23 protein-coding genes and 3 pseudogenes are annotated in these 24,303 nt (G+C 60.1%); 11 read left to right on the top strand and 15 right to left on the bottom strand.

All coding sequences use genetic code 11. From position 1 onward, the window contains the following. A pseudogene (locus NKJ15_RS15245) lies at positions 1 to 355 on the top strand (transcriptional regulator); the annotation flags it as partial. A 233-nt stretch (positions 356 to 588) separates the two neighbouring features. Here NKJ15_RS15245 and NKJ15_RS15240 read toward each other — a convergent pair. Further along, positions 589 to 1,512 (bottom strand): glycoside hydrolase family protein, encoded by a 924-nt coding sequence (locus NKJ15_RS15240; protein ID WP_352473704.1) that lies wholly within the window; start codon positions 1,510 to 1,512, stop codon positions 589 to 591. Between the two features lie 399 nt (positions 1,513 to 1,911). On the opposite strand from NKJ15_RS15240, the gene NKJ15_RS15235 reads away from it, so the two are divergent. Both NKJ15_RS15235 and glf read left to right on the top strand, forming a co-directional pair. Continuing rightward, positions 1,912 to 3,084: a glycosyltransferase family protein gene (locus tag NKJ15_RS15235; RefSeq protein WP_352816004.1), complete on the top strand. Its 1,173-nt coding sequence runs from the start codon at positions 1,912 to 1,914 to the stop codon at positions 3,082 to 3,084. Between the two features lie 2 nt (positions 3,085 to 3,086). Then, a complete protein-coding gene (glf, locus tag NKJ15_RS15230; protein WP_023677858.1) occupies positions 3,087 to 4,229 on the top strand; it encodes a UDP-galactopyranose mutase in 1,143 nt (380 codons plus the stop codon). A 139-nt stretch (positions 4,230 to 4,368) separates the two neighbouring features. On the opposite strand, the gene NKJ15_RS15225 is transcribed toward glf, so the two are convergent. The 3 genes from NKJ15_RS15225 to NKJ15_RS15215 form a co-directional block, all read right to left on the bottom strand. Then, positions 4,369 to 5,535 carry a glycoside hydrolase family 1 protein gene (locus NKJ15_RS15225; RefSeq protein WP_023677857.1) on the bottom strand — a complete coding sequence of 389 codons (1,167 nt, stop codon included), beginning with the start codon at positions 5,533 to 5,535 and terminating at the stop codon, positions 4,369 to 4,371. 206 nt (positions 5,536 to 5,741) lie between these two features. After that, entirely contained in the window at positions 5,742 to 6,266 is a 525-nt protein-coding gene (locus tag NKJ15_RS15220; protein WP_352755419.1) for a YciE/YciF ferroxidase family protein, read from the bottom strand. Positions 6,267 to 6,968: 702 nt separating this feature from the next. Next, a complete protein-coding gene (locus NKJ15_RS15215) occupies positions 6,969 to 7,886 on the bottom strand; it encodes a pyocin activator PrtN family protein (RefSeq protein WP_352755420.1) in 918 nt (305 codons plus the stop codon). A 142-nt stretch (positions 7,887 to 8,028) separates the two neighbouring features. Between NKJ15_RS15215 and NKJ15_RS15210 the strand changes: the two genes are divergently transcribed. Beyond that, positions 8,029 to 8,538: a ferritin-like domain-containing protein gene (locus NKJ15_RS15210; RefSeq protein WP_352517817.1), complete on the top strand. Its 510-nt coding sequence runs from the start codon at positions 8,029 to 8,031 to the stop codon at positions 8,536 to 8,538. Between the two features lie 833 nt (positions 8,539 to 9,371). On the opposite strand, the gene NKJ15_RS15205 is transcribed toward NKJ15_RS15210, so the two are convergent. From NKJ15_RS15205 to NKJ15_RS15180, 6 genes and pseudogenes are all read right to left on the bottom strand, one after another. Then, the gene (locus tag NKJ15_RS15205) at positions 9,372 to 10,142 is read right to left on the bottom strand and encodes a hypothetical protein (RefSeq protein WP_352517818.1); all 771 of its coding nucleotides are present in this window, start codon (positions 10,140 to 10,142) and stop codon (positions 9,372 to 9,374) included. Further along, positions 10,139 to 11,017 carry a hypothetical protein gene (locus NKJ15_RS15200; protein WP_352816001.1) on the bottom strand — a complete coding sequence of 293 codons (879 nt, stop codon included), beginning with the start codon at positions 11,015 to 11,017 and terminating at the stop codon, positions 10,139 to 10,141. The genes NKJ15_RS15205 and NKJ15_RS15200 overlap by 4 nt, the downstream gene beginning before the upstream one ends. Next, positions 11,014 to 11,409, bottom strand: a complete 396-nt coding sequence (locus tag NKJ15_RS15195; protein ID WP_352457931.1) for a phage holin family protein — start codon at positions 11,407 to 11,409, stop codon at positions 11,014 to 11,016. Before NKJ15_RS15195 ends, NKJ15_RS15200 begins: the two co-directional genes overlap by 4 nt. A 4-nt stretch (positions 11,410 to 11,413) precedes the next feature. Continuing rightward, positions 11,414 to 11,761, bottom strand: a complete 348-nt coding sequence (locus tag NKJ15_RS15190; protein WP_352457932.1) for a hypothetical protein — start codon at positions 11,759 to 11,761, stop codon at positions 11,414 to 11,416. Between the two features lie 237 nt (positions 11,762 to 11,998). Then, positions 11,999 to 12,544 (bottom strand): annotated as a pseudogene (locus NKJ15_RS32985) (transposase); the annotation flags it as partial. 48 nt (positions 12,545 to 12,592) lie between these two features. After that, positions 12,593 to 13,642 carry a YihY/virulence factor BrkB family protein gene (locus NKJ15_RS15180; protein WP_352815998.1) on the bottom strand — a complete coding sequence of 350 codons (1,050 nt, stop codon included), beginning with the start codon at positions 13,640 to 13,642 and terminating at the stop codon, positions 12,593 to 12,595. A gap of 253 nt (positions 13,643 to 13,895) precedes the next feature. Here NKJ15_RS15180 and NKJ15_RS15175 point away from each other — a divergent pair, with 253 nt between their 5' ends. After that, positions 13,896 to 14,753, top strand: a complete 858-nt coding sequence (locus NKJ15_RS15175; RefSeq protein WP_352517822.1) for an alpha/beta fold hydrolase — start codon at positions 13,896 to 13,898, stop codon at positions 14,751 to 14,753. Between the two features lie 850 nt (positions 14,754 to 15,603). On the opposite strand, the gene NKJ15_RS15170 is transcribed toward NKJ15_RS15175, so the two are convergent. The 4 genes and pseudogenes from NKJ15_RS15170 to NKJ15_RS15160 form a co-directional block, all read right to left on the bottom strand. Then, positions 15,604 to 15,888, bottom strand: a complete 285-nt coding sequence (locus tag NKJ15_RS15170; RefSeq protein ID WP_023680323.1) for a DUF982 domain-containing protein — start codon at positions 15,886 to 15,888, stop codon at positions 15,604 to 15,606. A 292-nt stretch (positions 15,889 to 16,180) separates the two neighbouring features. Then, positions 16,181 to 16,393: a hypothetical protein gene (locus tag NKJ15_RS32980; protein WP_502895030.1), complete on the bottom strand. Its 213-nt coding sequence runs from the start codon at positions 16,391 to 16,393 to the stop codon at positions 16,181 to 16,183. Positions 16,394 to 16,536: 143 nt separating this feature from the next. Then, positions 16,537 to 16,690, bottom strand: a pseudogene (locus NKJ15_RS15165) (diguanylate cyclase); the annotation flags it as partial. A 1,070-nt stretch (positions 16,691 to 17,760) separates the two neighbouring features. Then, positions 17,761 to 18,099, bottom strand: coding sequence for a hypothetical protein (locus NKJ15_RS15160; protein ID WP_352755428.1), 339 nt, complete (start codon positions 18,097 to 18,099; stop codon positions 17,761 to 17,763). A 175-nt stretch (positions 18,100 to 18,274) separates the two neighbouring features. On the opposite strand from NKJ15_RS15160, the gene NKJ15_RS15155 reads away from it, so the two are divergent. After that, complete coding sequence (locus NKJ15_RS15155) at positions 18,275 to 18,577, top strand: KOW domain-containing RNA-binding protein (protein WP_352815995.1); 303 nt, start codon at positions 18,275 to 18,277, stop codon at positions 18,575 to 18,577. 489 nt (positions 18,578 to 19,066) lie between these two features. On the opposite strand, the gene NKJ15_RS15150 is transcribed toward NKJ15_RS15155, so the two are convergent. Next, a complete protein-coding gene (locus NKJ15_RS15150; RefSeq protein ID WP_352517826.1) occupies positions 19,067 to 19,537 on the bottom strand; it encodes a KTSC domain-containing protein in 471 nt (156 codons plus the stop codon). A 20-nt stretch (positions 19,538 to 19,557) separates the two neighbouring features. Here NKJ15_RS15150 and NKJ15_RS15145 point away from each other — a divergent pair, with 20 nt between their 5' ends. The 5 genes from NKJ15_RS15145 (at position 19,558) to trbB (ending at position 24,299) form a co-directional block, all read left to right on the top strand. Then, positions 19,558 to 19,791 carry a hypothetical protein gene (locus tag NKJ15_RS15145; RefSeq protein WP_352815993.1) on the top strand — a complete coding sequence of 78 codons (234 nt, stop codon included), beginning with the start codon at positions 19,558 to 19,560 and terminating at the stop codon, positions 19,789 to 19,791. A 313-nt stretch (positions 19,792 to 20,104) separates the two neighbouring features. After that, the gene (locus NKJ15_RS15140; protein ID WP_352473685.1) at positions 20,105 to 20,347 is read left to right on the top strand and encodes a GcrA family cell cycle regulator; all 243 of its coding nucleotides are present in this window, start codon (positions 20,105 to 20,107) and stop codon (positions 20,345 to 20,347) included. A 425-nt stretch (positions 20,348 to 20,772) separates the two neighbouring features. Next, positions 20,773 to 22,800 carry a conjugal transfer protein TraG gene (locus NKJ15_RS15135; RefSeq protein WP_352815991.1) on the top strand — a complete coding sequence of 676 codons (2,028 nt, stop codon included), beginning with the start codon at positions 20,773 to 20,775 and terminating at the stop codon, positions 22,798 to 22,800. 120 nt (positions 22,801 to 22,920) lie between these two features. Then, on the top strand, positions 22,921 to 23,334 hold the full coding sequence (locus tag NKJ15_RS15130; RefSeq protein WP_352547797.1) for a CopG family transcriptional regulator: 414 nt from the start codon (positions 22,921 to 22,923) through the stop codon (positions 23,332 to 23,334). Next, positions 23,331 to 24,299 carry a P-type conjugative transfer ATPase TrbB gene (gene trbB / locus NKJ15_RS15125; protein WP_352547796.1) on the top strand — a complete coding sequence of 323 codons (969 nt, stop codon included), beginning with the start codon at positions 23,331 to 23,333 and terminating at the stop codon, positions 24,297 to 24,299. Before NKJ15_RS15130 ends, trbB begins: the two co-directional genes overlap by 4 nt. Positions 24,300 to 24,303: the final 4 nt, after the last annotated feature.

The raw sequence follows: 24,303 nt of genomic DNA, 5'->3' as shown, positions 1-24,303 counted from the left end.
CGCCGATTGGCCCTCGGACATCACGCTGACGATCAATGGCGTCGATGTCGGCACCTGGACGTCGCCGGGGGATTTCGGCGACAAGCGCGGCGTCTTCACGCCCACCTGGTGGAAGCTTAAGGGCTCGCAATACGGTAAGCTGAAGAACTGGCGAATTGCCAATGACGGCACCTATGTCGACGGCCTCAGGATTTCCGAAACCGGCCTCGCCGCACTCGATCTGAAGAGCCATCATTCAATCCGCGTCCGTATCGGCGTCAAGGACGATGCCAAGCGCCCCGGCGGGATCAATATTTTCGGCAAGGGCTTTGGAAATTACGATCAGGACATTGTGCTCAGGATCAAAACCGCGTGAATCGACTGGCCGCGTTGCTGCGCTCAGTTACAGTTCATTGCTAGGCTAGGCTTGCAGCTGGCACCGCCGTCCATGAGGCGACCGGCTTGCCTGACGTGTATAGATCCCTCGTCGCAAGCTTTGCCCACTGGCTGCGAATCCCCTGCTACCCTCAATCACCAGTACAAAGGGATCCGTCCCACCAACCAACAGCCAGAGCATCCTCCGTTCCGGCAAATGCCGGAACTTACCATCTAGGCAACTCTCGAAAGTATATGCCGATCCAGGTCACACTTAGCCAACCCGAACCGCCAGCGATGGTTCGTAGCCTCACGCCTGCTCTGGTAGAACAAGGTCAGTTGCCGGCCGTCGATCATCACCGTCGAATGGCCATTCTCGCCGGGCTCACCAGGGTCGAGAACGGGGCCAACGGAAACGTAGGGACCCTTGACGTCATCGGCGATGGCGAAGAAGACGCGCTGCCGGCTGCCGCGCGGACCTTCGGGGAGGAAGCAGGTGGCGTTGAGAAGCACACGACCGTCCGGCAGCTCGACGAGCTGCGCGCCTTCGATCCCCCATTCGTAATCGGGGTGCTCGCGCGCATTGTGATGTGGCACGTCGAGATGATCGAGTATCTTGCCGAGACGTTTCCATGGCCCGAACCAGGAATCGGATTGGCTGCGCGCCAGATAGACATCAGGCTGGGGCACCCTGGTGAATTTGGGCATGCCTGAATAGACGATATAGCGCTTGCCTCCGACGATTGCGGGGTGGGGATCGTAGATGCCGTCCTCATCGGTGTCGGGCAGCGACAATATCGCGGGATTGAGCACCACCCAATGAAAGCCGTCATTGGACACCGCGTGCTCGCAACGTCCGCCGGACTTCATGAATTCGGTCTGGATAAACATGTGGAAGACGCCGCACTCATGAATGACGCCGGGCGCCGCAATGCCAGATCCGGTTACCGGCAAAACGATCGCCTCGTGCTCTGTCCAGGGTCCATAAAGATCCGGCGCTGTGGCGTGGAGGATTTTCCAGCTCTCTGTTGTGACGGTGCCGCTGGAGCCGAAGACGTGCCAGAGCGTGCCGTCGAACACCGGACAAGGGTCCTTCAGATCATCCACAACCTGCGGGTGAAACAATGGAAAGACGTTGGTTTCAAAGTCGATCTTCATTCGCCAGCCATCCCTCGATTCGTCTCGGTCTCCATTCAAATGAACCACCGGCGCGACTCAGATGAATCGATTCCAAGCGTATTTATAGCTCCGCTGATGAACGGTTGTTGAACGATTGAAGGATTTGAACCGCTCTGTGGCAAAGGGCCACATTTGGGGAGCCCGACCTGACGCGAGGGGCTTCATCATGTGGATCGAATGGGGGCGGCCGGCTCGCCCCTTCTCTGTCGAGCCGTCGCAAGTGGAGCGGACGGCTGGTCTCGCCCGAGACAGTTTGGAGCTATGGAACAACTTATCGGGATGGAAGTTATATAGAAGGCTGCGAACTTCATGTCAAAGCTGCCTCGATTGACTTTTGTTAGTCGAGGCATTTTGTAACTATATCGAAGGATAATCTACATGGAAATGGCGGCGGGCCGGGCCAAAACACCAAAAAACCCTGTACAACCGTCTATTTTAATTTGCTTTTCACACCTCCGATGGAACTTCGTATATCAGAGACCACAACACATTCTGACCCTGGCGTCAAAACAGCAACAGCTAATTTACTTCGAAGAGCCGATCTTCGATGAGAGGCGCCACCCTTCGATGCGGGTGCACAATATTACCCCCAAGATCAGAATAGTGACGCCGCTGATCCCAGTTGGTACTTCCGCGACCAGGGCGGACGCAATCCAGCGCAGGTTCGTCGATCAGATCCTCGCCTCCACGCCGCATGACCGATTGACGACCTGGTATTACACGCCCATGGCGCTACGCTTCAGCGATCATCTCGCCTGTGACGTCTGCGTCTACGACTGCATGGATGAACTCTCCGCGTTCAAAGACGCTCCCGCAGAGTTGACGCAGTTGGAAAAGGCGCTGTTGCAACGTGCCGATGTCGTCTTCACGGGCGGGCAGAGCCTCTACGAGGCCAAGCGCAGCTTGCATCGGGCGATCTTTCCCTTCCCGAGCAGCATCGACGTTACCCATTTCCATCAGGCTAGGGCGCCAGGTGAAGACCCGTTCCATCAGGCCGACATACCTCACCCGAGGGTGGGGTACTTCGGGGTCATCGACGAACGGCTCGACCTTGAACTTATCGCGCATGCGGCTGCGGCAATGCCAGACGTGCATTTTGTCATGCTCGGCCCTGTCGTCAAGATCGATCGGGCGAGCCTTCCCACGGCAGGCAACCTGCATTGGCTGGGCGGCAAGTCCTATGCAGACCTGCCGAACTATCTCAGGCATTGGAGTGCCGGCTGGATGCCGTTCGCGCTCAACGAAGCGACCCGCTACATCAGCCCGACCAAGACTCCCGAGTTTCTTGCGGCAGGACTGCCGGTGTTGTCCACGGCGATCGTCGACGTTGTGCGTACCTACGGCGTCGAAGGCCTTGTCGAGATTGTCGAGGCGGAGGACATCGAGGCCAAGCTTCGCTCGATCCTGGCCCACCCCCGCGATTTCCTGGTGAAGAAGGCCGACGCCTACCTCGCCGACATGTCCTGGGAGAAGACCTGGAGCGCGATGGCTGCCCACATCGAGCGCGCCCATGCGATGAAGAGCGTCGTCCCATTCCTGAGGAGGGCGTGAGCGTGTTCGACTGGTTGATCGTAGGGGCCGGTTTCGCCGGCAGTGTGCTGGCCGAGCGTATCGCATCGCAACGGCAGGAAAGCGTCCTGATCGTAGACCGACGAAATCACGTCGGCGGCAATGCCTATGACTGCTACGACGAGGCGGGAATACTAATTCACCGTTACGGGCCTCACATCTTTCACACCAACGCCCAATCGATCGTCGACTATCTGTCGCAATTCACGCAATGGCGGCCTTACGAACATCGTGTGCTGTCGCTTGTCGATGGAAAGCTGCTGCCGATACCGATTAATCTCGACACCATAAACCGCCTCTACGGCCTTGAATTGACGTCCGAGCAGCTGCAGGACTTCTTCGCTTTCCGACGCGAAACGGTTAAAGAAGTCCGCACCGCCGAGGACGTCGTGGTGAGCACAGTAGGCAGAGAGCTCTACGAGAAATTCTTCCGCGGCTACACGAGGAAGCAGTGGGGTGTCGACCCTTCCCAGTTGAGCAAGTCAGTGACGGCGCGAGTCCCGACCCGGACCGATCGCGACGATCGGTATTTTGGCGACAGCTTCCAGAACATGCCGGCAGGCGGGTATACGCGCATGTTTCAGCGCATGCTGGATAGTCCCAAGATCAAGATCATGCTGCAGACCGACTACCGCGAAATTCGCGACAAGATCCCCTTCCAGCAGATGATCTATACCGGTCCGATCGACGAGTATTTCGACTGGAAGCTTGGTCGCTTGCCCTACCGTTCGCTGCGCTTTGAGCACACGACGCTTGATTGCGAGCAGTTTCAACCGGTCGCCGTCGTCAACTATCCGCAGACGGAAAAATACACACGGATCACCGAGTACAAGCATCTGACCGGTCAGCAGAGTCCGAAGACCAGCCTCACCTACGAATACCCCACCGACGTCGGAGATCCTTATTACCCGGTGCCGCGGGCCGAAAACGAGGCTTTGTACAAACGATACGAAGCTTTGGCCGCGGCGTGCCCGGAGGTCTGGTTCGTCGGACGTCTTGCAACATATCGCTATTACAATATGGATCAGGTGGTCGGCCAGGCATTGGCTACGTTCGGGCGCATTCAGACACGCCTGCCAGCAAACGGGATGCTCGTCACGCCGACGCAGCGCGAGGCGGCCGAGTGAATGATGCGCCGGCCTGACCGGCGTCGGGCGACCCACGGCCAAAGAGACCAACGATGTTTCTCGGCTTCTCGGCGAACAGCTCTAGATATGCTGTGCTGTTGATGCAGCTGAAAAGCGCGCACTGTTCGTATCAGCGAGGCTATAGCGCGCTTGCTTGTTGTTCCTCAAACGCCAAGAACGATTGGCGCTGGCGCTCCAACTCGTCCGCAAGTGGCTTGCGAACAGTGCGCGAGCCGTCCGCATGAATGGTGGAGAACAAGCCGACTTCGGCGTGGCGCGAATTGTCCCAACCTGGGTAGGCCGTCACCGGGTACAGGCATATACCCTGAACAGGTGCACCGAGGCTCGTCGCATCGCGCACTTCGTCGCAAACGTAGTGAAGCCAGGCTGGCCGGCCTGAACCTTCGGCGCCGGTCTCGGCGATGAACATCGGCTTCTTGTATCGTTCGGCGACCTCGACCAGCAATTCCGAAAGTGCACGGTATTCGTGGTGCCCCATCGGTATCGTTGGGCCATTCAAGTACCATTGGTTGTGCGGATAGAAGTTGAGGCCGATGACGTCCACAACGTCCTCGCTGCCGCCCAACTCCGGTTCCACGCGCCCGATCAGCATGTCATACGCCTCGAATTGGCCCTGGCGAGCATTTTCGGCGCGCCGCCGCTCGGGGTGAGTACGGTCACGAGGAGCAATATGGATCAGCGGTTCAGCCCAGATGAACCTGCAGCCGGGTTCGGCCTCCCGCATAGCCCTCACGCCGGCGACCGCTGCCCTGACAAGGTGTCGTTTGAACCATCCACGCTTGTTCGGCCCGACGCGGGGGAAATAGCCGACCTCCACAGCCCATGCAAAAAACGAAATCTCGTTGATCGGGCACACCAGGGGAGCCACCCCGGTAGCGGAGCGATGAACCCGAACAGCTTCCGCGGCGAAACGGACGTAGGCCTTGATAAACCCCGGGCCACCTTGGTCGATATGGTCTGGCGAGCCATAGTGGAAGATATCCCAGATAATCTGCACCCCGGCCGCCTGGGCTGCTTCGATCGCCGACGTCCAACTCGACCAGTCGAAGACTCCGGGCGCTGTTTCAATCAGGTGCCAGCGCAAGCCGTCGCGGATCGTGCGAAGCCCAAGCTCGGCACAACGGCGATAGTCGGCATGTGCATGGATGTCATGTGAGGTCGCGCGGATCAGATCAAGACGGGCCCCGTCGGCGCGCCTGTGGGAGGAACACTCGAAACCAGCCATGAAAAAGCTGTCGAACCCGGAAGAGCCTGCCGTGGGCCGACGAGCGGTATCCTCGTTCATACCAACATCCTGTCGCCCAAGGCGTGGGCAAGTAATCGCATTCGCAGTCCCCCATTGTCAGTTCCGGTGGCCTAGTCGAAACCGGTCGGCCACCACCACGTCGACGGCTCGGCGGCTGCGGTGTACACGTGTGCCTGGATTGGCGAATACAACCAAGCTCCAATCCCGTCTGCCGGGGGCCGCGGTCGCGTCGATTCGATCCGAAGTTATGCGGCCTGTTGCATCGCCCGTTCGTTGACGCCTGTTTCGCCTAGTCGGGTGAGCGCCTCATCGGTTGCTTTTTCTTCCTTGAGCGTCTGTTCGAGTAGCGGGACGGCGTCTTTCAAGCCAAGTAACCCGGCCCATGTGACAAGAGTCCCGTAGCGCGCTATTTCATAATGTTCGACGGACTGGGCTGCAGCCACGAGACCCGCGTCCAATGCCGGAGCCTCCTCGAATTCCTCCAAAATCTCCTGTCCTTCTTCGATGATGCCGTCGATCGCCGGGCACGTTTTCCCTTGGGCTCTCTTGCCAAATGCGTCAAAAACTTGCTGCAGGCGCTCGATTTGACCTTCGGTCTCGTCACGATGTTTTTCGAACGCCGCCTTCAGCTCTTCTGACTCCGCGCCCTTTGCCATTTTCCGGAGCGCGGTCAGGATCTTACGTTCAGCGTAGTAAATGTCTTTCAACCCATCATAGAAAAGGTCTTCCAAACCCTTGGAGCCGCCCTGAGAGCCTTTCTTCGTCGCCATCGTCATCTCCTGTTTCATTTGTATCGACGCATGCATGGTCTAACTGGCCCAGCTTCTTGTTGTTCCTTCGCCACGACTCGGCGGCAGCCAACAGGTCGAGCGACGGTCGGTTGACCGCTGATTTCAGTCCGCCGCGCCAGCAGCGGCTTGAGCATCTCGGCTGCGCTCCATTGCGGAAGTTCCGGAATGAGGATCGTCTGCCTGAAGGGTTTCCGCTGTCATCGAGTCCTTGCGGCCGCATTTTTCGCAACGGACCTTTGCCCGCACCTGATCAAGGTTCCGATCTCTTCTCGGAGTTCGAGAGGGTTGGAGAAGCGCTTAATGTGCCCGCAGGTAACGCGAGCCACCTGCCGGCACCAAGGTCGAGGCGCAGATCGCGATCGCGCGCATAATGATGGGCGCCGGCCGGCCGCTCTGACCTTGGCGACCCTCAGGCTGTTGACACCATGTCCAATAGCTTCGAACTCAGCTTACGACCCCATTAGAAGACAGCACATCTCGAAAGGGTCGTTTTGCGGGTCCATCGTGCAGTCCTCCATCGCTTTTCTGCCATTTCGACACGAACGGGAATTCGGAGTTGGCGGGTTCCCGCGAGCCGTCGGCGTATTTCGGGGTAGGGGGGCACGAATGGCGGACGGGAGGTAGCATCCTGCAGTCATCTAGAGACTGCTGAACTCCAAGCGCAAAGGAGCCATGGGAGCGCTAGCTACGTCGGAAGGCGCGCACTTCAGACAGTGCCATTTTGCGCCGCTTATCGAGGTATGAAGCTAGGTCGCTGGAGATGAACGCCTTTGGCACTCTTCTGGCTTCTTCTGCTCGGGTTAGCGGAAGCTCAATTTCTCCAGTGCTCACTTTGCGTAAGAACTTGGTGAGCGTCAGGTGGGAAAAATAATCCTTGCACACGGTCTTGTGGTGCCGCTGGTGGTGGTCGTGTCGGTGCGCTGATCGCCGGACATGTTGGTCCCGCTGCTCGTCGTGCCGGTGCCCTGATCCGTCGTGCTGGGCATGGTTGTCGTGGTCGAGGTTCCGCTCGAAGTTCCGCTCGTCGTCTGGGCAAAGGAAAGCCCCGCCGACACCGCCAGCACGGCCGAAGCCAAAAGGATACGTTTCATCATCTTTCTCCTGTCTGAATGCGCGGGATGCGCCTGGCAAATTGAACAGGCAGACAGAAGGAGTGATGAAGTTCAACTTTTGTAACTCTGGGCGTAGGTCAGCCTTAGGATGGCCGGCGTATATTAGAAACCTCATGACGGCGGCTCGATTCGAAAACCAATCAACGAGCGGAGAGGCCGTCGCGTTCCTTGTGACTGCGGTGGTGCGGTGAGGCACAAGGCTCAATGCGGAGCGCCAGCCGCCGCGATCAGCGCCTCGTCGACAATCCACTTCAGCTTCGCCGAGCGCTGGTAGCTTCATCTGCTTGCCGTTGTTACTTGCCAGGAACGACATGCAGCGGTCGCAGTATGCCATGCGCGGCACTTCAACATGTCGCCGTATGTCGCCGCGTCGGATGGCCAGGAAGCGGGCCAGTGCTAGTTGGACTTTATAATGGAGCGGCGCAGCGGCGAGCGTCCACGGGCCGTTTTCCTTGCGCCGATCTTCCGCGATCTTGGCCTTTCCCACGCATCGCTGCAGGATTTTCGCGAGATGAATTGAGACCCGCCATGACGCTGATCTCTGCGACGGTCAAGGCCCGTTCGGCGGGCTCTACTCCGGAACAATGTCCTCTTCTGAAAGTTTCCTTAGATCGCAAAGGAGATTCGAAATGTCAGAAAGCCGCGAATGGTTTGTCCAATGGCTTAGAGATGCTCATGCCATGGAAGAGCAGGCCGAAACGATGTTGAACGGGCAGTTGGGTCGCATCGAGAACTATCCCGAGCTGAGCGACCGAATCCGACAGCACCTCGACGAAACGAAGCAGCAGGCTGCCCGGCTGAAGACTTGTCTCGATCAGATGGACGAGGGTTCATCCACGATGAAGGACGCTGGCGGTAAGCTGACGGCGATGGCGCAATCGCTGAGCGGCGTCTTCGCTGGAGACGAGGTGATGAAAGGATCGCTCGCGAGCTACACGTTCGAGCATATGGAAATCGCCTCCTACACGATCCTGATTGCCGCTGCTCGATCGCTCGGCGAAACGGAGGTTCTTCGGGCTTGCGAAGAGAATCTGCGAGAGGAAGTCGCGATGGCGGATTGGCTGAAAACCCGTCTTCCCTCGACGACCGAGCAGTTCCTTGCGCGGGCCGAAGCGGACAGCGACAGCGCCAAGCGGTGATCGGGTAGGAACGTAGTGATCGTGAACTGGGTGATCGGGATTCGTCCGCTAGCGCGTCCCCTTCGTGAGCGCTGGGCAACGAATACGCCTAGCAGGCGGTCGTCGAGCTGCGCATTTCGAGAAATTGCAACGACGAGCGATGCTAATATTGCGGCGTCGTCACTTAGCGAGTCGAAGCGTTCGCCTGCGCAAGCCTGGTCAAATACACATTGGCAATAGCCAGATCGGAAGGGCTAGCGCAGCGCTCGGCGAGATCAAGCTCGAGTGGGCGTGTTAAAACGTTGGAAACGAGGTCGCGATAGCGGAATGCCCGAGAACACTCGTCCCTGATGACTGAGCAGTTGCGTGCGCGGGCACCGGCAGCGCCAAGCGGATCCGAGAAAGTTCGTCCTGACAGGGGACAGAGCGCGCCAGCGACGGGCAGAGGTTCCTGTCAGCCCAGCCCAGCGAGGGAACTTACAATGGAAAACTGGCGTTAATATCGCGTAATGCGGGAGCGTGCAGATGTTTTCGCTCGCAAAAGATACAATTAAACTGCCAATTCTTGCGCTCACGTTATGGCGTCGGCAGCACTTGCATCGTTTTCGGGGTGAAATTCCGCTTCAGCCGGTCGCTGGCGGTTTCGCTGAGGGCCATGACCGACCGGCCGACGATCATCATGCTCGAAGGGCTTGACCCCTTTGTCCGATCTTCTCCGCCGTGCGCATCGTCATCGCGCCGTCCGTGGTTCCAGAATATGCAACCCGATGGCTGAACTCGTCGGGACTCGATAAATGTGAGCGCGGCATCATACTTTGCCTTCAGGACGACTGTTTCTCTGCAATGACCTCTGTCTACGCCCTTCCAGTTCGGTCGGTGTCCATCTGCTCATTCCGACGTCGTTGATAGGCAAAGCCGACAGCCGCGGCGACTGCCAAACCTGCTGCCGCCAGAAGGAGTTTGTCCTCGGTATGCTCATCGCGCAATGCGTCTTGGCGAGCTAACGACGCTTCATCGAAGGGCGCGGATGCTCTTGCGGCAGTCTCGCCCTCGTGCTGCCCATCGCCGCTACGGCGGATAGCGGCAGCCAGACGTTCTGTCTTCTCTTTAACAGTTTCCTTGGCCACGCCGGTCAACTCGGCAGCTTCGCGTTTTATTTTACCAGCCGTTTCAAGAGCGAAATCACTGACGCTTTCCGCCAAATCACTAGATTGCTCCTTCAGGCGCTCCTTGGCGTACGATAGGTGATCCACCTGCTGCTCGCCGGGTGGCCGGGCTGAATTGGTCCGCAACAAGCTGATCAATCCCGCTCCGACGAGTGCGGTTGCGATCGGCGGATGGCGGAGGAAACGCCACCCCAAACCGGCCCCAATCGCCAAAGCAGCGCTCGGATTGGCAGCCGCCTTGGCCTTGAGATCGTCAATAGTCGCCTGCGCCACCGATTGCATTGAGGCTCTTGCTTTCTCTACCAGCGCATCCTTTGCCTCAAGCGCTTCGTGTTTCAAATCATCGGTAAACTCGGAGAGCGTGTTTGGCGACCGAAGTGTCGACAAATCCTCGGCGAGCTTAGCCCGGGCAGCCTCAACTTCGTATTCAAGATGCTCAAGTTGCGGATCGGCCATCATAAATCTCTCTTGCCACCGGGGCGGGCAGGTTTGCTCGACCGAGGGTTGTCCGACCGCTGCGATTTGGCCGTTAGTCCTTCCGAAGGGGTGGCGCTGCCCGGTTGCAGCTTGGCGGTGGATGGACCGCTCGATCCACTTGGGCTTGGCGAAGACGGCTGCACGGGTTCACTTGATTGCTCTTCTGATAAGGCACTCCCAAAGGCACCCGCAACGTCCCTTGCGACCTCCTTGAGGCCGTCCGAATTCAGCCCATGTTCCTCGGCGGCGCTTTTGAGCCGTTCGCCCGCCTTTGCTGTCGAGGACTTCAAGCGTTCCCCAGCTTTTTCAGCAGCATCCGTCAATCGCTCTCCTGCTGGGCCGAGCGTGCGCCTCTCGACATCGCTGGCCGGCAAAGCAGCAGCTATAGCGGCACCAGCTGCGAAGCCGGCCAGAACAAAAGCCAATGGCTGTTCTTCCACCATGCGGCCAATCGTGTCTTGCAACGTTGATTGGGCTTGCTGCACCACGCGCCCTGACTTCTCGGATACGGAGCGACCGGCCTGTTCTGCGTATGACGCGGCGGATGATGCGTACTGACTTGCGGTTTCACTCACCTTCTCCCCAATGCCGGCTAAATTGTCGCGCATGGCCTCTGCTGTCTCGCTAGCCTCTTCCTGCGCTTTGGACGCCCCGCCGCTGGCGGTGCGTACGTGCGGAGCATTTTGGCGCCCGTCGGTTGCACGGGATTGCTCGCGATGCCCGGCACTTGAACTGCGGCTGCGCATTAGCAGCGCGCACCCTGCTGCGACGAGCAGAAGGCCTTCGGGATTGTTCCTAGCGGAGCTGAGAAGCCATTCTTTCGTTCCAAAATCCTGGACCTGTGAATTGCGGCTCATGTTAATTGCTCCTTGGTTGTCGCAATATCCTGCTTTATTTGGCTTATGGAGTGTGTCGGCAGAAGTTCTTTTTGCGCATCAGCGCGGCCCCGATAGTAGGCGAAAGCAGCGGCGAGGGCCGTTGCGGCCGCGACGATCAGACACGACCAGTGCAGGGCCATCCCTAAGCTGGCTATTCCAAGTACGAGGGCTTGCACTAGAAGCAGAGCGGCGACCACTCCCAGCACGCCAGCAGCAGACATCCACACACCTGCTTGGAGCTTCGTTGAGACGTTGGCGGACAGCTCCGCATGCGCCAGGCGCAACTCTTTTTGAAAGAGGTCCGCGACGTCCGCCAACACTGCCGACAGTGCTTGAGGGAGAGGCGAATTCTTCAGTTGTTCCTGTGCCATCAGATCAGTTCGCTCCCTGCCGCCTTCCCTTGTTGGACTCTGGTGCGGGAGGCGCGCTCTTCAGTGTGCGGAACGTCAAAAAGCCCGCTACGGCGGCCAGCCCAAACACCAAACCCGGCTTGCGCCTCGCCAAATCGGACGCTGCAAGAACCAGCTGATCGACGGACCTGTCTCGCAGGTCGTCTGCGTATCCATCAAGCCTATTCGCGAAGGTGCGCACGACCCCAGCGACTATCGGTGCGTTTGCGTCGAGGTCCTCGGCCGCACGCTTGGTCGAACTCGCCAGTTGGCCCATCACCTCGGCGCCGCTGCCGACCTGACGGTCCAACATCTCCTTCACCTGATTGGTCACGGTGGACGCGCCACCAACGGCCGCCCGTTTGGCGGTTTCCGCTGCCCCTTGCGCTATGTCGGACGCTTTGGATAACGTGCCGCTTACGGTCGCTCCTATGTCTTCCGAGGTACCGTCACCAGCTCTTACCGCAGTCGGGGGACGCCGTTCAGAATTCCGGTTGTTCATGGTTTCCTCCATTCGAGGAGCAAACGGAGGTAAGGCACGTTGGTTCCCAATGAGTGACTATCTGGGGTGTCAAGTTGCGTTTGCGAACTCGTGGCGCGCATCGCGTGCTTTTGCATTGGGAATGATGGGTAGCTTGCGGGCGGGCGCAATGCGAATAGTCATCTTTTCCTTTCCTGTCTGAAGGCGCGGGGGGATCATATCTGGCGACGGTGAGCGCGATGAGGAAGAGGATGGAGCGCGGACCTTTACGGCCGCCGCGCACCGGTCTTCGACCGCTGCGTCTGCCGCTGTCATTGGCGATCGGCGCCAAGCCCACGAGTTTGACGATGGCCTTATTGGAAAGGTGTCAATCTCGGACAACTCGGCCATCAGGAGTACGCGGGGCCCTTGACCGAACCGAAGACCTGATCGAGACAGGCCCACAGCGGATCGTCGTCGAGTAGCGAGGCGATCTCGCCCTTCAAGTCGGCGGCTCTGACGCTTGAGCAGAACAATGAACCTCGTCGAGGCTGGCGAGGTTTCGGCATCGGCGACGATGCTTTTGCGTTGCTTCTGGATGGTGAGATCGCCAGTCACCTGGGCAAGCCGGGCGACCAGCGCCTTGAGCCGTTGCTCACGCTCGGCTGCAGCCGCTTGACGATGGCGTGCAAATTGATCTGCGCGCTACGCGTTGCGCTCGTCCAAACGCGACTGCTGGTCGGCGGCATCGGCCGGTCCGCCCAGTGTGTCGGCGACCGTGGCACCTCGCGCACCCATCGGCTGCTGCGCACCTGTGGTGGTGTCCATCGCTGTCTGATGCTCCATCTCGGAATTCAGCTCCGCACCTACAACCAGGATAATCACAGAAATCCAAGTCCACATCATCAAGCCGATGACTGCCCCAAGGGCTCCATACGTGGCGTTGTAGTTGGCGAAGTTTTCAAGATAATAGGAGAAGCCTATCGAGACTGCGATCCAGACCACAGCCGCGAGGAAGGCGCCCCATGTCGCCCATTGCCACTTTGCCCTTTCCCGGCTGGGCCCGTAGCGGTAAATCAGCGTGATCCCGACGCCCACCATGATCAGCATCATCGGCCACCGAAGGATCCGCACAAGGGCTTCGGTCCAGCCGCCGAGGTTCAGCAGCACAAGCATGGCCGGCACAATCCCCACCGAGATGATAAAGGCGATACCAATGAGGATGGCGCCAAGCGTGAAGCCCAAGGCCAGGAGATTCAGGTGGATGAAGCCGCGCTTTTCACTCTCCTCGTAGGCGATGTTCATGGCTTCGAATAGCGTCTTTATGCCGTTACTGGCGCTCCACAGTGCGACGGCAAGGCCGAAGATGAAGCCGAAGCTGAGCGCGCCAGCCTTCTGAGCGGCCAAGGACGCAAGCTGAGATCTGATAATATCCAGCCCTCCCGAAGGCAGTACGCCGCCAAGGAACGCAATGTGCTCAGAGATGGTCTGAGGATCGGCGACGAAACCGTAGATGGACACGAAGGCGGCAAGTGCTGGAAAGAGGGCAAGAAGCAGATAGAATGCGGCCCCGGCCGCGATAAGCATAACACGGTCCTCGGTGAGCTCAGCGAAGACCCGCCACAGCACGTCCTTCCAGCCGCGGCTGGGAATCTCTGACGGCCATTCGGCATTGCGTCCGCGGCTCTCCCGTTCGGCCCGCCGCTCAAGTTGCACTTGACCTTCGTAAGCGTCCTCGGTTGTTTTCTTCGACATGGCCGCCGGTCCGGAGCATCTTCTTCGCGGGGCAAACGTATAATAGCGCCAAAGGATGCAGGTGCAGACCTGCGCTTACAAATAAACATCCGCCGCCTGTACCAACACCTGCGCCATCCCCACTTGGCCCTTCGGCTCCCATGCCCATCTGGCGGAGGATGCGACGGCTGAGCGTGCATGTTGTCGGGACGACGCAGCCTGATCTAAATCCTCATTGCGCTGGATCACTTTAACGACACCCACGTTACCAGCCATGATCTCACTCGCGCCTGAACATCAGTTCGTCAACGCCGGAAGCATTCGGCTTCATGTCGTTCAGGCCGGGCCTGCCGAGGGTAAGCCGGTCATGCTCCTGCACGGGTTCCCGGACTTCTGGATCGGCTGGAGACGGCAGATCCGTACGCTCGCTTCCGCCGGATATCGGGTCATCGTTCCCGACCAGAGGGGCTACAACACCAGCGACAAGCCCGAGGGCATCCACGAGTACACGCTCCCCAAGCTCCTCGGCGATGTCGTCGCCCTGGCCGACGCGCTCGGCATCGGAAGGTTTCACCTCGTCGGCCATGACTGGGGCGGCATCGTCGCTTGGGCCGCCGGGGCAAACTTGCCTCATCGCCTGGACAAGCTCGTCATCCTGAATGCGCCCCATCCCGAGGTGCTGTTTACCCATGCCCTGCGATCTCCGACGCAGTTTCTGCGGAGCAGCTACGCGGTTTTCTTCCAGATCCCCTTGCTGCCCGAAGCCGTTTTGGGTGCGCGCCGCTCGGCCTTGCTCGCACGAGCACTCAGGACATCCAGCCGGGCAGGCGCCTTCGAAGAAGAGGAGATTGCAGAATATCGGCAGGCCTGGGAGCGGCCGGGGGCGCTGACCAACATGCTCAACTGGTATCGCGCCCTGCGCTTTCGCCCGAGCCTGAAGGAGCGGATCACGACGCCCACTCTTGTAATCTGGGGGATGCGGGACCAGGCTCTGGAATCCGGGCTGGCCAAGCGCAGTCTCGCCCTTTGCGACGATGGCCGCCTGCAGACTTTCGAGAAGGGGACGCATTGGGTTCAACGCGAAGAGAGCAACGAGGTGAATGCGGCGCTTCTGGCGTTCCTGGAGGGCTGAAGAACTCAAAAATGGATAGAAACTGGGGGCAGCGTCAGATGGAGCCGGAGGAGGCCTGCAGGGCATTCCTGGCTGCTGCAAAAGAGGAGGGGACATTACAACTAGCTAAGTTGGATTGCGGTATAAGGTTCTATTGTCTCCGACCAACACCGCGCTTTGCGGAGCCCGCCGCCAGCAAGGAGAGGCGACGGACCCCCGCCACAGCGGCTGCACATCCGAAGAACGACCGCTGCAACCTCTAAACCCGCGAGGGGCCTACATCGTTCCCCTATCCGCGCCTACAGCTGGGTTGGTCAACGGGCTCTTCCCGCCTAAGTTCCCCCTCATGGCACTCCACTGGTTATCCCCTCCGGTCTACGTCAGGGCCAACCGACCTGGGCTCACCTACGGGGTGAGCCACGTCAAGGGAGCCGCCGAGGAACATGAAGTGGCCGAAGAGGGGACCGAAGTGGAAGCTGGCGATCCAGTCCTGCGCCGACGCATTTTAGGGGCGGCTGACCCCGGTGGAGGTCCGTCAGGCCTTCGAGGCTGCTGCCAAAGAGGCCAAGACGTTCCTTCCTGCTGATTAGCCATCGAGAACGATGCAGAGTGCCCCTCTTTGCGAATGCCGACGCCGGCACAGTCCCGGTTATCTTCGGTTCTCGTGCCGACCTGGCTGAACCATCTGACGGCCACCACCAGATTAGTTGCCACCGCCGCGACTTGGGTCCTGGCTGTCCCGGACGAAGCCAGGGCCTTCTCACGTCCAGGCTAATAGCCCGTTTTGAGGCGTTTCGGCTGCCGCGGGAGAAGGCAGTATTTCGGGCTTCAAGTGGGGCGGCTCTTCAGTGTTAGCGAGGCCGGCATGACCTCACATCAGATCTTCAACCATCCGCGCAATTTTCCCCAAACCTGCGGTGGTCCCTCTTGTTCTAAGGAGTCCCTGTTCAGCCGCCGCCGCCTTGAAGGCCTCGAGCGCAGCTTGCTGGCTGCAATGCCCGGCGAGGGACTCCTCGACCATTCGGATCGCGTTGAGCCGCCCCGGCTTTCCCATTCTAGGCCATGGTTGCTGAAGCACCTTCATTGCGTCGGCTATGGACGCGACCACCGTCAGGTTGCGATTGAGGCAGATTGTAATTGGACTGAAGGCCCGCATTCTTGTCGCTCCCCACGATTGAACGCAGCTAAACGCGAAGACAAGGGCAGTGGTTGCATGAATGTGGATTACCGCGAATTCAAAGAACCGCTGGCCGATTCGATTGAGGCTGAGCTGGCTCTCCTTGGGCCCGGCACTTTGCCTAGCCGGACCATCCTCTCGTCGTACAACAGGACCCGGCCGGCAAAAAGCATCTGTGCACCGTCCGACGCCGCTCGTCACGCCGCTTGCCCGACGGCTTCTCAAGCACACCGCGACGAATTCGACGGCTGTGAGGGAGGAGATGAAAAGATTATGGTCGTTTCGTTGGGCCGTCCTTTAGAGCAGGGGCTCCGAGGCGGTTTGTATCGAGCAGATGTCGCATCAGATCTTGACCTGGAGATCGGCTCCGGCAGCGGGATCGGCGCAGCGCGGCAAGGATGCCACGTTCCTTCGGCGGCTCACCGGCGATGGTCTGGCTGACGGCCCCGCGAAGGCGCGAAGCATCGAGGCCTTCTTCTGCCAGTCGGGCGAGCCAACTTTCTTTGGCTGGGAGGGCGGTGCAGTGCTTCGGCTCGGAACTGTTGACACATGCGCCAGACTGGCAGACCGGAAGCGGCGGCGTGCCCTGACGTCATGGAGACTAGCCTCGCTTCCGAAGCCGCAGATTGTGATCTCGTTGGCTATGCAGAGCATCCAGCCGTCGTTTTGATCCGTTTCCGTCATCCAGAGCCAGCGACCATCCATGATCCGTCTCAACCGCTTAAAAGCCGGTCTTGCCCCGCCGCGACTGTGTGGAAATCAGCCATGTTTCAAAGTCGGAATGCTGGACGAACTCGCCAAGGAACTGGAGCGACGCAAGCACTGCTTCGTTCGCTACGCCGACGACTGCCCTCTATGTTCGCAGCGAGCGTGCGGGCGCACGGGTGATGGCCAGCGTCGAACACTTCCTCGACAGGCGTCTGAAGCTGAGGGTCAAGATACGGAAGAGCGCGGGTCAGCTTGGGAGAGGAGCGTTTCATAGTCTGGTGGGGCCTAATTCGCCTCGTAGTCCTAGTGGTCACCTATCGGCGCTCACCGGTCCCCTGAAGCGCCGGATAAACGCTCCGCTCACTGACCCCCAGTTCCTTTGGCTATCGCTGTTCTGGTCATGCCCTCGGCATCCAACTTCACGATCTTGTCGCGCTTCCCCATCGCTGCTGGCTTCCGTCCTGGGTACTTGGTCTTGTCGCCTTTGACGGCATCGATCCCGATCCGTTGGCGCTCCAGCATGACGCTACGCTAAAGGCCATCCGCCAGTATCTGGCGCCCTTCTACAAGTGGCGGCAGGCCGAGATCGTGGCGACGGCCGAGCCGCTGATGCCTGGCCCCCAGGCCTTTATGCGCATCATCAGCCGGCGCGATCAGGCCAGACCTTTGATACGCCTGTTCTTGGCCTCCACGCTCATATCGGCGCAGCGGGCGCTCGACATCACTAGAGCTCATTGGCAAGCAGCCCGCCGATATACACTGGCCGTGTCCAGGCGTGGGCGTGGCCTTTCCGCTTGGGTATTAGGGTGCGGCCTGCCCGGTCGGCCGTCCCTCGATCGACCCTGAGTTGCTGATCCGCATGCGGATCGTCGGCAGCTCGTCCTCGACTCGATGCGCGAAGTCGTCGACGCCGTGCGCACCGGGAAGACAAGCCTGGAGCTGTAGCGGCCCCGCCTGTCCCGCCCCGGTGTCGTCGCTTCGCTGGCGCTAACGGTGAGACCGCATAGATCTGGGCCAGTATTTTCAGCATCAGAACGTTGAGCTGGCGGGAACTTGCTCGCCAGCCGAGTTGAGTTCAGGCGGTGGTCGGGGGAGATCAGCCAGCCACACGCTGGTGATTCCCAACCTGAGCCGATGTGCCAATCAGCAACCTTCGTCGGTCTTTTTCACCTGGCCCGGCGCGGCGGTGTTGGCTGTCGTGTCCTGCTGACCAGGCGCCGCCTGCTGAGCGCTGCCAGTCTGCTGGCCGGGCGCGCAGTCTCTGGCCGAGTTCGGATTTGTGGTGCCGCTGGTGGTGGTCGTGTCGGTGCCCTGATCGCCGGACATGTTGGTCCCGCTGCTCGTCGTGCCGGTGCCCTGATCCGTCGTGCTGGGCATGGTTGTGGTGGTCGAGGTTCCGCTCGAAGTTCCGCTCGTCGTCTGGGCAAAGGAAAGCCCGGCCGACAGCGCCAGCACGGCCGAAGCCAAAAGGATGCGTTTCATCTTCTTTCTCCTGTCTGAATGCGCGGGATGCGCCTGGCAAATTGAACAGGCAGACAGAAGGAGTGTTCCCCGGTGAAGTTCAACTTTTGTAACTCTGGTCGTAGGTCAGCCTTAGGATGGCCGGCGTATATTAGAGGCCTCTGAAGAAGACACTGCCCGCACCAGAATCCATGGCATGGCTCGGAGAATAGGCATTGGTGACCAGGTGGCGATTACGGCCAGGGTTCTGACGCGGGTAACAGAGGACCGCGTAAGGGTCTCGATCCCAGGTTACGACTTCCCACATTCCATCATCGACCACACCAAGGTGAACGGAGGCCAGCAAATCAACCTGAAAGGCGAGGTCACGCGCATCGACGAGGACACCGTGACTATCGACCTCGGGCCGCTGGTCACGGTCGACCGTGACAAGGTCCGGCTAATGGAGAAATATCGGCCGCCAAAACGACGAAAGGCACTTGTCGTTGCCCCGGATTAGAACCGACAACATCGCGACAGGCTATGAGGGCAGGCCGCATGACGGGCCGGTAGAGGACGAGTCGAAGCACTTGGTCTACTGCCCAGTCTGCGGCCAAACGTTCGACGCGCGCGATCTTGGACAGGTGTTCCACCACGCTGAGCCGCAGCACGAGCCGCTTCCGGTCGAGCAATAGTCCAGCTAGTTGAGCTCCGGCGGCAGACCGACGTTGAGACCCTTCAGCGCGCCACCGACGTACGTTGGATGAGAAAAGGGTGCTGCGTGCACCGCGCCTTCCCCGCGCGCCGATGTTCCACCTGGACCGCAAAAAAGTCCCGCCGCACTGCCAGAACGGCGGGACCGATCAAACGCTTTGCACCAGGCGGGGGGATGCGGGGTGGGCTTGCCAAGTGAGCGCGGACCGTAACCAACCCTAAGCGCAACGGCGGCAACGCGTCCACCAACCGCCGGTTGGAGCGACAGGACGATTGAAGCCGCCGGCAGGTCAGGTCATCCCGGGTCGCTATCGCTCGCAACCAGACGGTAGCGGAAATTGTTGCGGATGTGGTCGTTGAAATAGCGGCCCTTGGCGAACGCGGCCCGGAACGCGGCAAAGGTTTCCGGCGGTACCCCCTCAAACTCGTACCGCTTGCTGCTGGCGACGAACCACACCGAAAGGGTCCTTCTATCCAGATCATATTCCATCTTGCGGATCGAAGTAGATGGCATGAGCACCACAGGCCGAGGCCCGCGCCCTTGCGGGGAGCGCGGGCCGATCGGGATACCGATCTGCAGCAATACCTGGAGGGGAGGAATGGCTGCGTGCACCGAACTTGCGCGGCGGTCCCGTGTTCCAACCAGGATACACAAAAAGCTAGCCGCACCTTTCGGCATCATGCGGACGTTGGATTTCTGAGAAAGCGGGAGCGTCAATACCAACTTCTGGCGATGGAATTTTCCCGTGAGATAGGCACGCTCCACGGCGAAAGGAGTGCCCCGCCATGGCCGTCCTCGCCTATAACCTTGCCAATGACATCAAAGGATCGTGGAGGGTCGTCTTCGTGCCGGACGAACTGCATCTGTATGTGGAATTCAGCCAGCCAGACGCCGACACAAACCCGGCTGATTGGATGAGCGTTGATGATTTCCTTGCATGGCGGCCGAAAGGCGCACTCCACGAGCGAGCGCGCGACAGCTTGGTTTCGCTCATTTGCAAGGCGCTGACACGGCGATGAGACACGGCAAACCCGCACCGAGATCGAGTGCGAGCGCCGCGAGTGGGCCTAGGGCCCCACAAGCCAGTGCCACCCCGCCGCCGGCAAACCGCGGCGGGCGAGTGCCTCGGGGACACGATGGTAGATTGCTAATGCGTTCGCGCGTGTGGCCTTAAGTCGCAAACTATTGGCTTCAGAAGCAGGGCGTAGGGCTTCATTGATGGTGCTACCAACACCATATGGTGACCCATAGCCCTCCAAAACGAGAGAAGCTCGTCCCGACGGGTCGCACTGCGGCCGTCAGCTGGTAATTGCTACGAACTAGGAAACCATCATGCCTGAAAATCCTGAAAATATCAGACCAACTTCGAGAGACGTCCCCCTCATTCAGCTAGGCCTCTATCAGTGCCGCTTCCCGGTGAGCGAAGACGCTTCTGTACCTGGCGGTTATCGTTTTTGTGCTGGGCCAACTTCGCCGGATCGCGTCTACTGCGATCACCACCACAACATTGTGACCGCCGTGGACCCTCGTCGAGCCCGTTCGGGTCTTCACCTCGCTCAACGACGCGCCGCGTAAGCCTGACTGGCGGCGGCCTCCCGGCCAGGCGCTATGCGCTCCAAGGCCTTGGCTACGACCTTGCCGTCGGCTCGGTCTGGCCCATCCTGCCTTATGCCGTCTTCGCCGATGTATCCCCGTCGCCCGATTGAGAACGACGACTTCTCGCCGAGCCCTTCAGCTCGCTAATCGCACAAACGCGTCGGCTCCAAAGGTTTGTCTGTCAGCACATCTTCAATGTGCCCGCGCCTGAAGCCCCAACATCTTCTGCGACCAAACCGCGTACCTGGCACCGCCGATCGGTTGCTGCGGCGGATTTTTGCTGTTCGCAGCTGAACAATGCCTATCAACCTTGTCATCGCACCTAGTCGCACGTAGCGGCCGTTCGAATTCTCATCGCTCGGCGCGATGTTTGGTCCGTCTGCCCAGAAGAGCGGAGCAAGCCATTGACACCCACGAAGTTGCTGATTGGGCAGATCGCTGTCGTATTCGCAATTGTCATTCTTGGCGTGTGGACTGCAACCCAATGGTGCGCCTACATGCTCTCCTATCAGCCGCCACTGGGCGCGCCATGGTTTGTGACAGTCGGCTGGCCGATCTACCAGCCGTGGAAACTGTTCGAATGGTGGTTCCAATTTGACGCCTATGCGCCTGAAGTCTTCGACAAGGCTGGCATACTTGCCGGAGCCAGCGGGTTCCTGGGCTGTGCCGCCGCGATAGCTGGGTCCCTCTGGCGCGCACGGCAGCGGGGGTTGGTCACCACCTATGGGTCCTCACGATGGGCCATGAAGCTGGAGATCGAGAAGGCGGGGCTGTTTCAGCCGGCCGGCGTTTTCCTTGGCGGACTGAATTATCGCTATCTGCGCCATGACGGACCAGAACACGTCATGGCCTTTGCGCCGACACGTTCGGGCAAGGGCGTCGGACTCGTTGTTCCAACCCTTCTTTCCTGGACCGGCTCGGCCGTCATTCACGACATCAAAGGCGAGAACTGGCAGCTGACCTCTGGCTGGAGGTCGAAGTTCTCGCACTGTCTCTTGTTCAATCCGACCGATCCGAGATCGGCGCGGTACAACCCGCTGCTGGAAGTGCGCAAAGGTCCAGATGAGGTCCGCGACGTTCAGAACATCGCCGACATTCTCGTCGATCCGGAAGGCGCGCTGGAGCGGCGGAACCATTGGGAGAAGACCAGTCATTCACTCCTAGTTGGCGCCATCTTGCACGTGCTCTACGCCGAAGAGGAAAAGACACTCGCCCGTGTCGCCACCTTCCTGTCGGACCCGCAACGCTCATTCGCTGCGACACTGCAGCGGATGATGACCACAAACCACCTCGGCACGGTGGACAAGCCTCAGGTCCATCCGGTCGTGGCCTCGGCGGCTCGTGAGGTGCTGAACAAGTCAGAGAACGAGCGCTCAGGCGTTCTCTCGACCGCCATGTCGTTTCTCGGGCTCTATCGAGATCCAACGGTTGCCGCGGCAACATCGGCCTGCGACTGGCGCATTGCCGACCTTGTGGATGCCGAGCGACCGATGTCGCTGTATCTGGTCGTGCCGCCGTCGGATATCTCGCGCACTAAGCCCCTGGTGCGATTGGTGCTCAATCAAATCGGCCGGCGGCTGACCGAGCGCCTGGAAGGTGACCCGAAGAAGAGCCGTAAGCACCAACTTCTCATGATGCTCGATGAATTTCCGGCGCTGGGACGGCTCGATTTCTTCGAGACCGCGCTGGCCTTCATGGCGGGTTACGGCATCCGCGCCTATCTCATCGCGCAATCGTTGAACCAAATCTCCAAGGCCTATGGCGAGAACAACGCCATTCTCGACAATTGCCATGTGCGGATTGCCTTTTCCTCAAATGACGAGCGCACGGCCAAACGCATCTCGGACGCGCTCGGTACCGCGACGGAACTCAGATCGATGCGCAACTATGCCGGCCATCGGTTGGCGCCCTGGTTGTCCCACGTCATGGTAAGCCGCCAAGAGACCGCTCGCCCCCTGCTGACGCCGGGTGAGGTGATGCAGTTGCCGCAGGCTGACGAACTAATCCTGGTTTCGGGATTGCCGCCGATTCGCGCCAAGAAGTTGCGTTATTACCAGGATCCGAATTTCACGGAGCGAGTGCTGCCTTCGCCGGTGCTGCGCGACGGTGCCTACGCGGATCGGCCCACGTCGCGCCCGGACGATTGGAGTGGACAGGTGCGCGGCGTGGATCGGCGTCTTGCTGGCGATGACGACAGTGCCGGCGCGGCAATCGAAGACGGAGGTGTCCAGCAGCAGCGCCATCCGGGCCTGCGCGAAGAACGGACCCTCGTCGTCCAGGAGCCTGATCAGGGCGATCTGTTCACGCCCGCAGACGATGACTGCGAGACGCTCGCCGACAAGCGCGTCATGGATCGGATTTCCACCGCCGCACGTGCGTACGGCCTCAACGAGGGAATGGGCGACGACAAGGACATCGTGCCCGGCTTCTGAACGGCGCGCCATACGCGGGCGCATCTCAGCGTAGATAACGGCCGTAAGCGATTTCGAGGATCTCGACGATGCTCGTTCCCGTCGCCGGTGCATCAGCGCCGGTCAGAGGGAACGAGCAGCATGAAGCCCCACCGCATTCGTCACCAGTTTTTGCTTGAACCCGAGTTGAGCCAGAAGCTGGAGAACCTCAGCCGCAATCCATCGACCACCAAATCGGCCATTGTGGCGCACGCGGTCGAGACCTTTATCGAGCGGCGTGGGGAGAATGAACTCGACCAGCGCTACGGCAAGAGGCTCGACCGTCTTTCCCGCGACCTCGGACATGTCAGGCGCGATGTCGAGATGATCCTGGAGAGCCTGGCGCTCTTCATCCGCTTTTCGATCACGCTTCATGCTCACACGCCGGTGCCGGACAGGGCCACGCAAGCGATTGCCCAGGAGCGCTTCGACAAATTCGTCGAACAGGTCGGCCGCCAAATCGCTTCCGGGAAACGGTCACTTGGCACCGACGATCGCAGGGGAGGGGAAGGATGAGTTCTCATCCGGAAGCCGACCATCGCCGCCGCGTCATGCTGCGCACCGCCATGGGTCCGGCGATCACCGAAGCCCTTGCCGATCCGACCGTCATTGAGGTGATGGTCAATCCCGACGGTGCGCTGCGGCTCGACCGGTTGGGTGAAGGCCGGGTCGACACCGGCGTGCACATGCATCCTTCTGAGGCCGAACGCATCATCCGCCTGGTCGCCTCCCACGTGCGCGCCGAGGCGCATGCTGACAATCCGATTGTCAGCGCCGAATTGCCATCGGGCGAGCGCTTCGAGGGTCTGCTGCCGCCTGTCGTGCTGGGGCCATGCTTCGCCATCCGAAAGCCTGCGGCGAAACTCTACACGTTGGCCGACTATGTCGCCGACCGGGTCATGCTGCCGCTGCAGGCCGATGCGCTGCAGAAGGCGGTCCGCGAGCGGCGCAACATCCTGGTCGCCGGCGGCACGTCGTCGGGCAAGACAACACTTGCCAATGCGCTGCTGGCACAAGCCGCCGATTGCGACGAGCGGGTGATCCTGATCGAGGACACGCGCGAACTGCAATGCGCGGCGAAGGATTGCGTTGCCTTGAGGACGAGGCGGGGGTCGGTCACGCTCGCCGATCTCGTGCGCTCGACCCTGCGGCTCAGACCCGACCGCATCATCGTGGGCGAAGTCAGGGGCGCGGAAGCCCTGGACATGCTGAAGGCATGGAACACCGGGCATCCCGGCGGCATCGCGACGGTTCACGCCAATTCGGCGCGCTCCGCTCTCTACCGTATCGAGCAGCTCGCCCAGGAAGCCGTCGTCACCGTTCCCCGCCGCCTCATCGCTGATGCGGTAGATCTGATCGTCTTCATCGCTGGGCGCGGATCCTCGCGCCGCATTGACGCGATCGCTGAGGTCACCGGTCTCGACAGCAGCGGTGATTACGCCGTCACCCCGCTCACGCTTCCGCAACTCCAGCAGTTTTGAAAGG

This window comes from Mesorhizobium sp. M0207 (genome assembly GCF_040321995.1).
Lineage (GTDB): Bacteria > Pseudomonadota > Alphaproteobacteria > Rhizobiales > Rhizobiaceae > Mesorhizobium.
The sequence above is the reverse complement of the archived record's forward strand: the minus strand, read 5'-3'. Positions and strand labels throughout refer to the sequence as shown.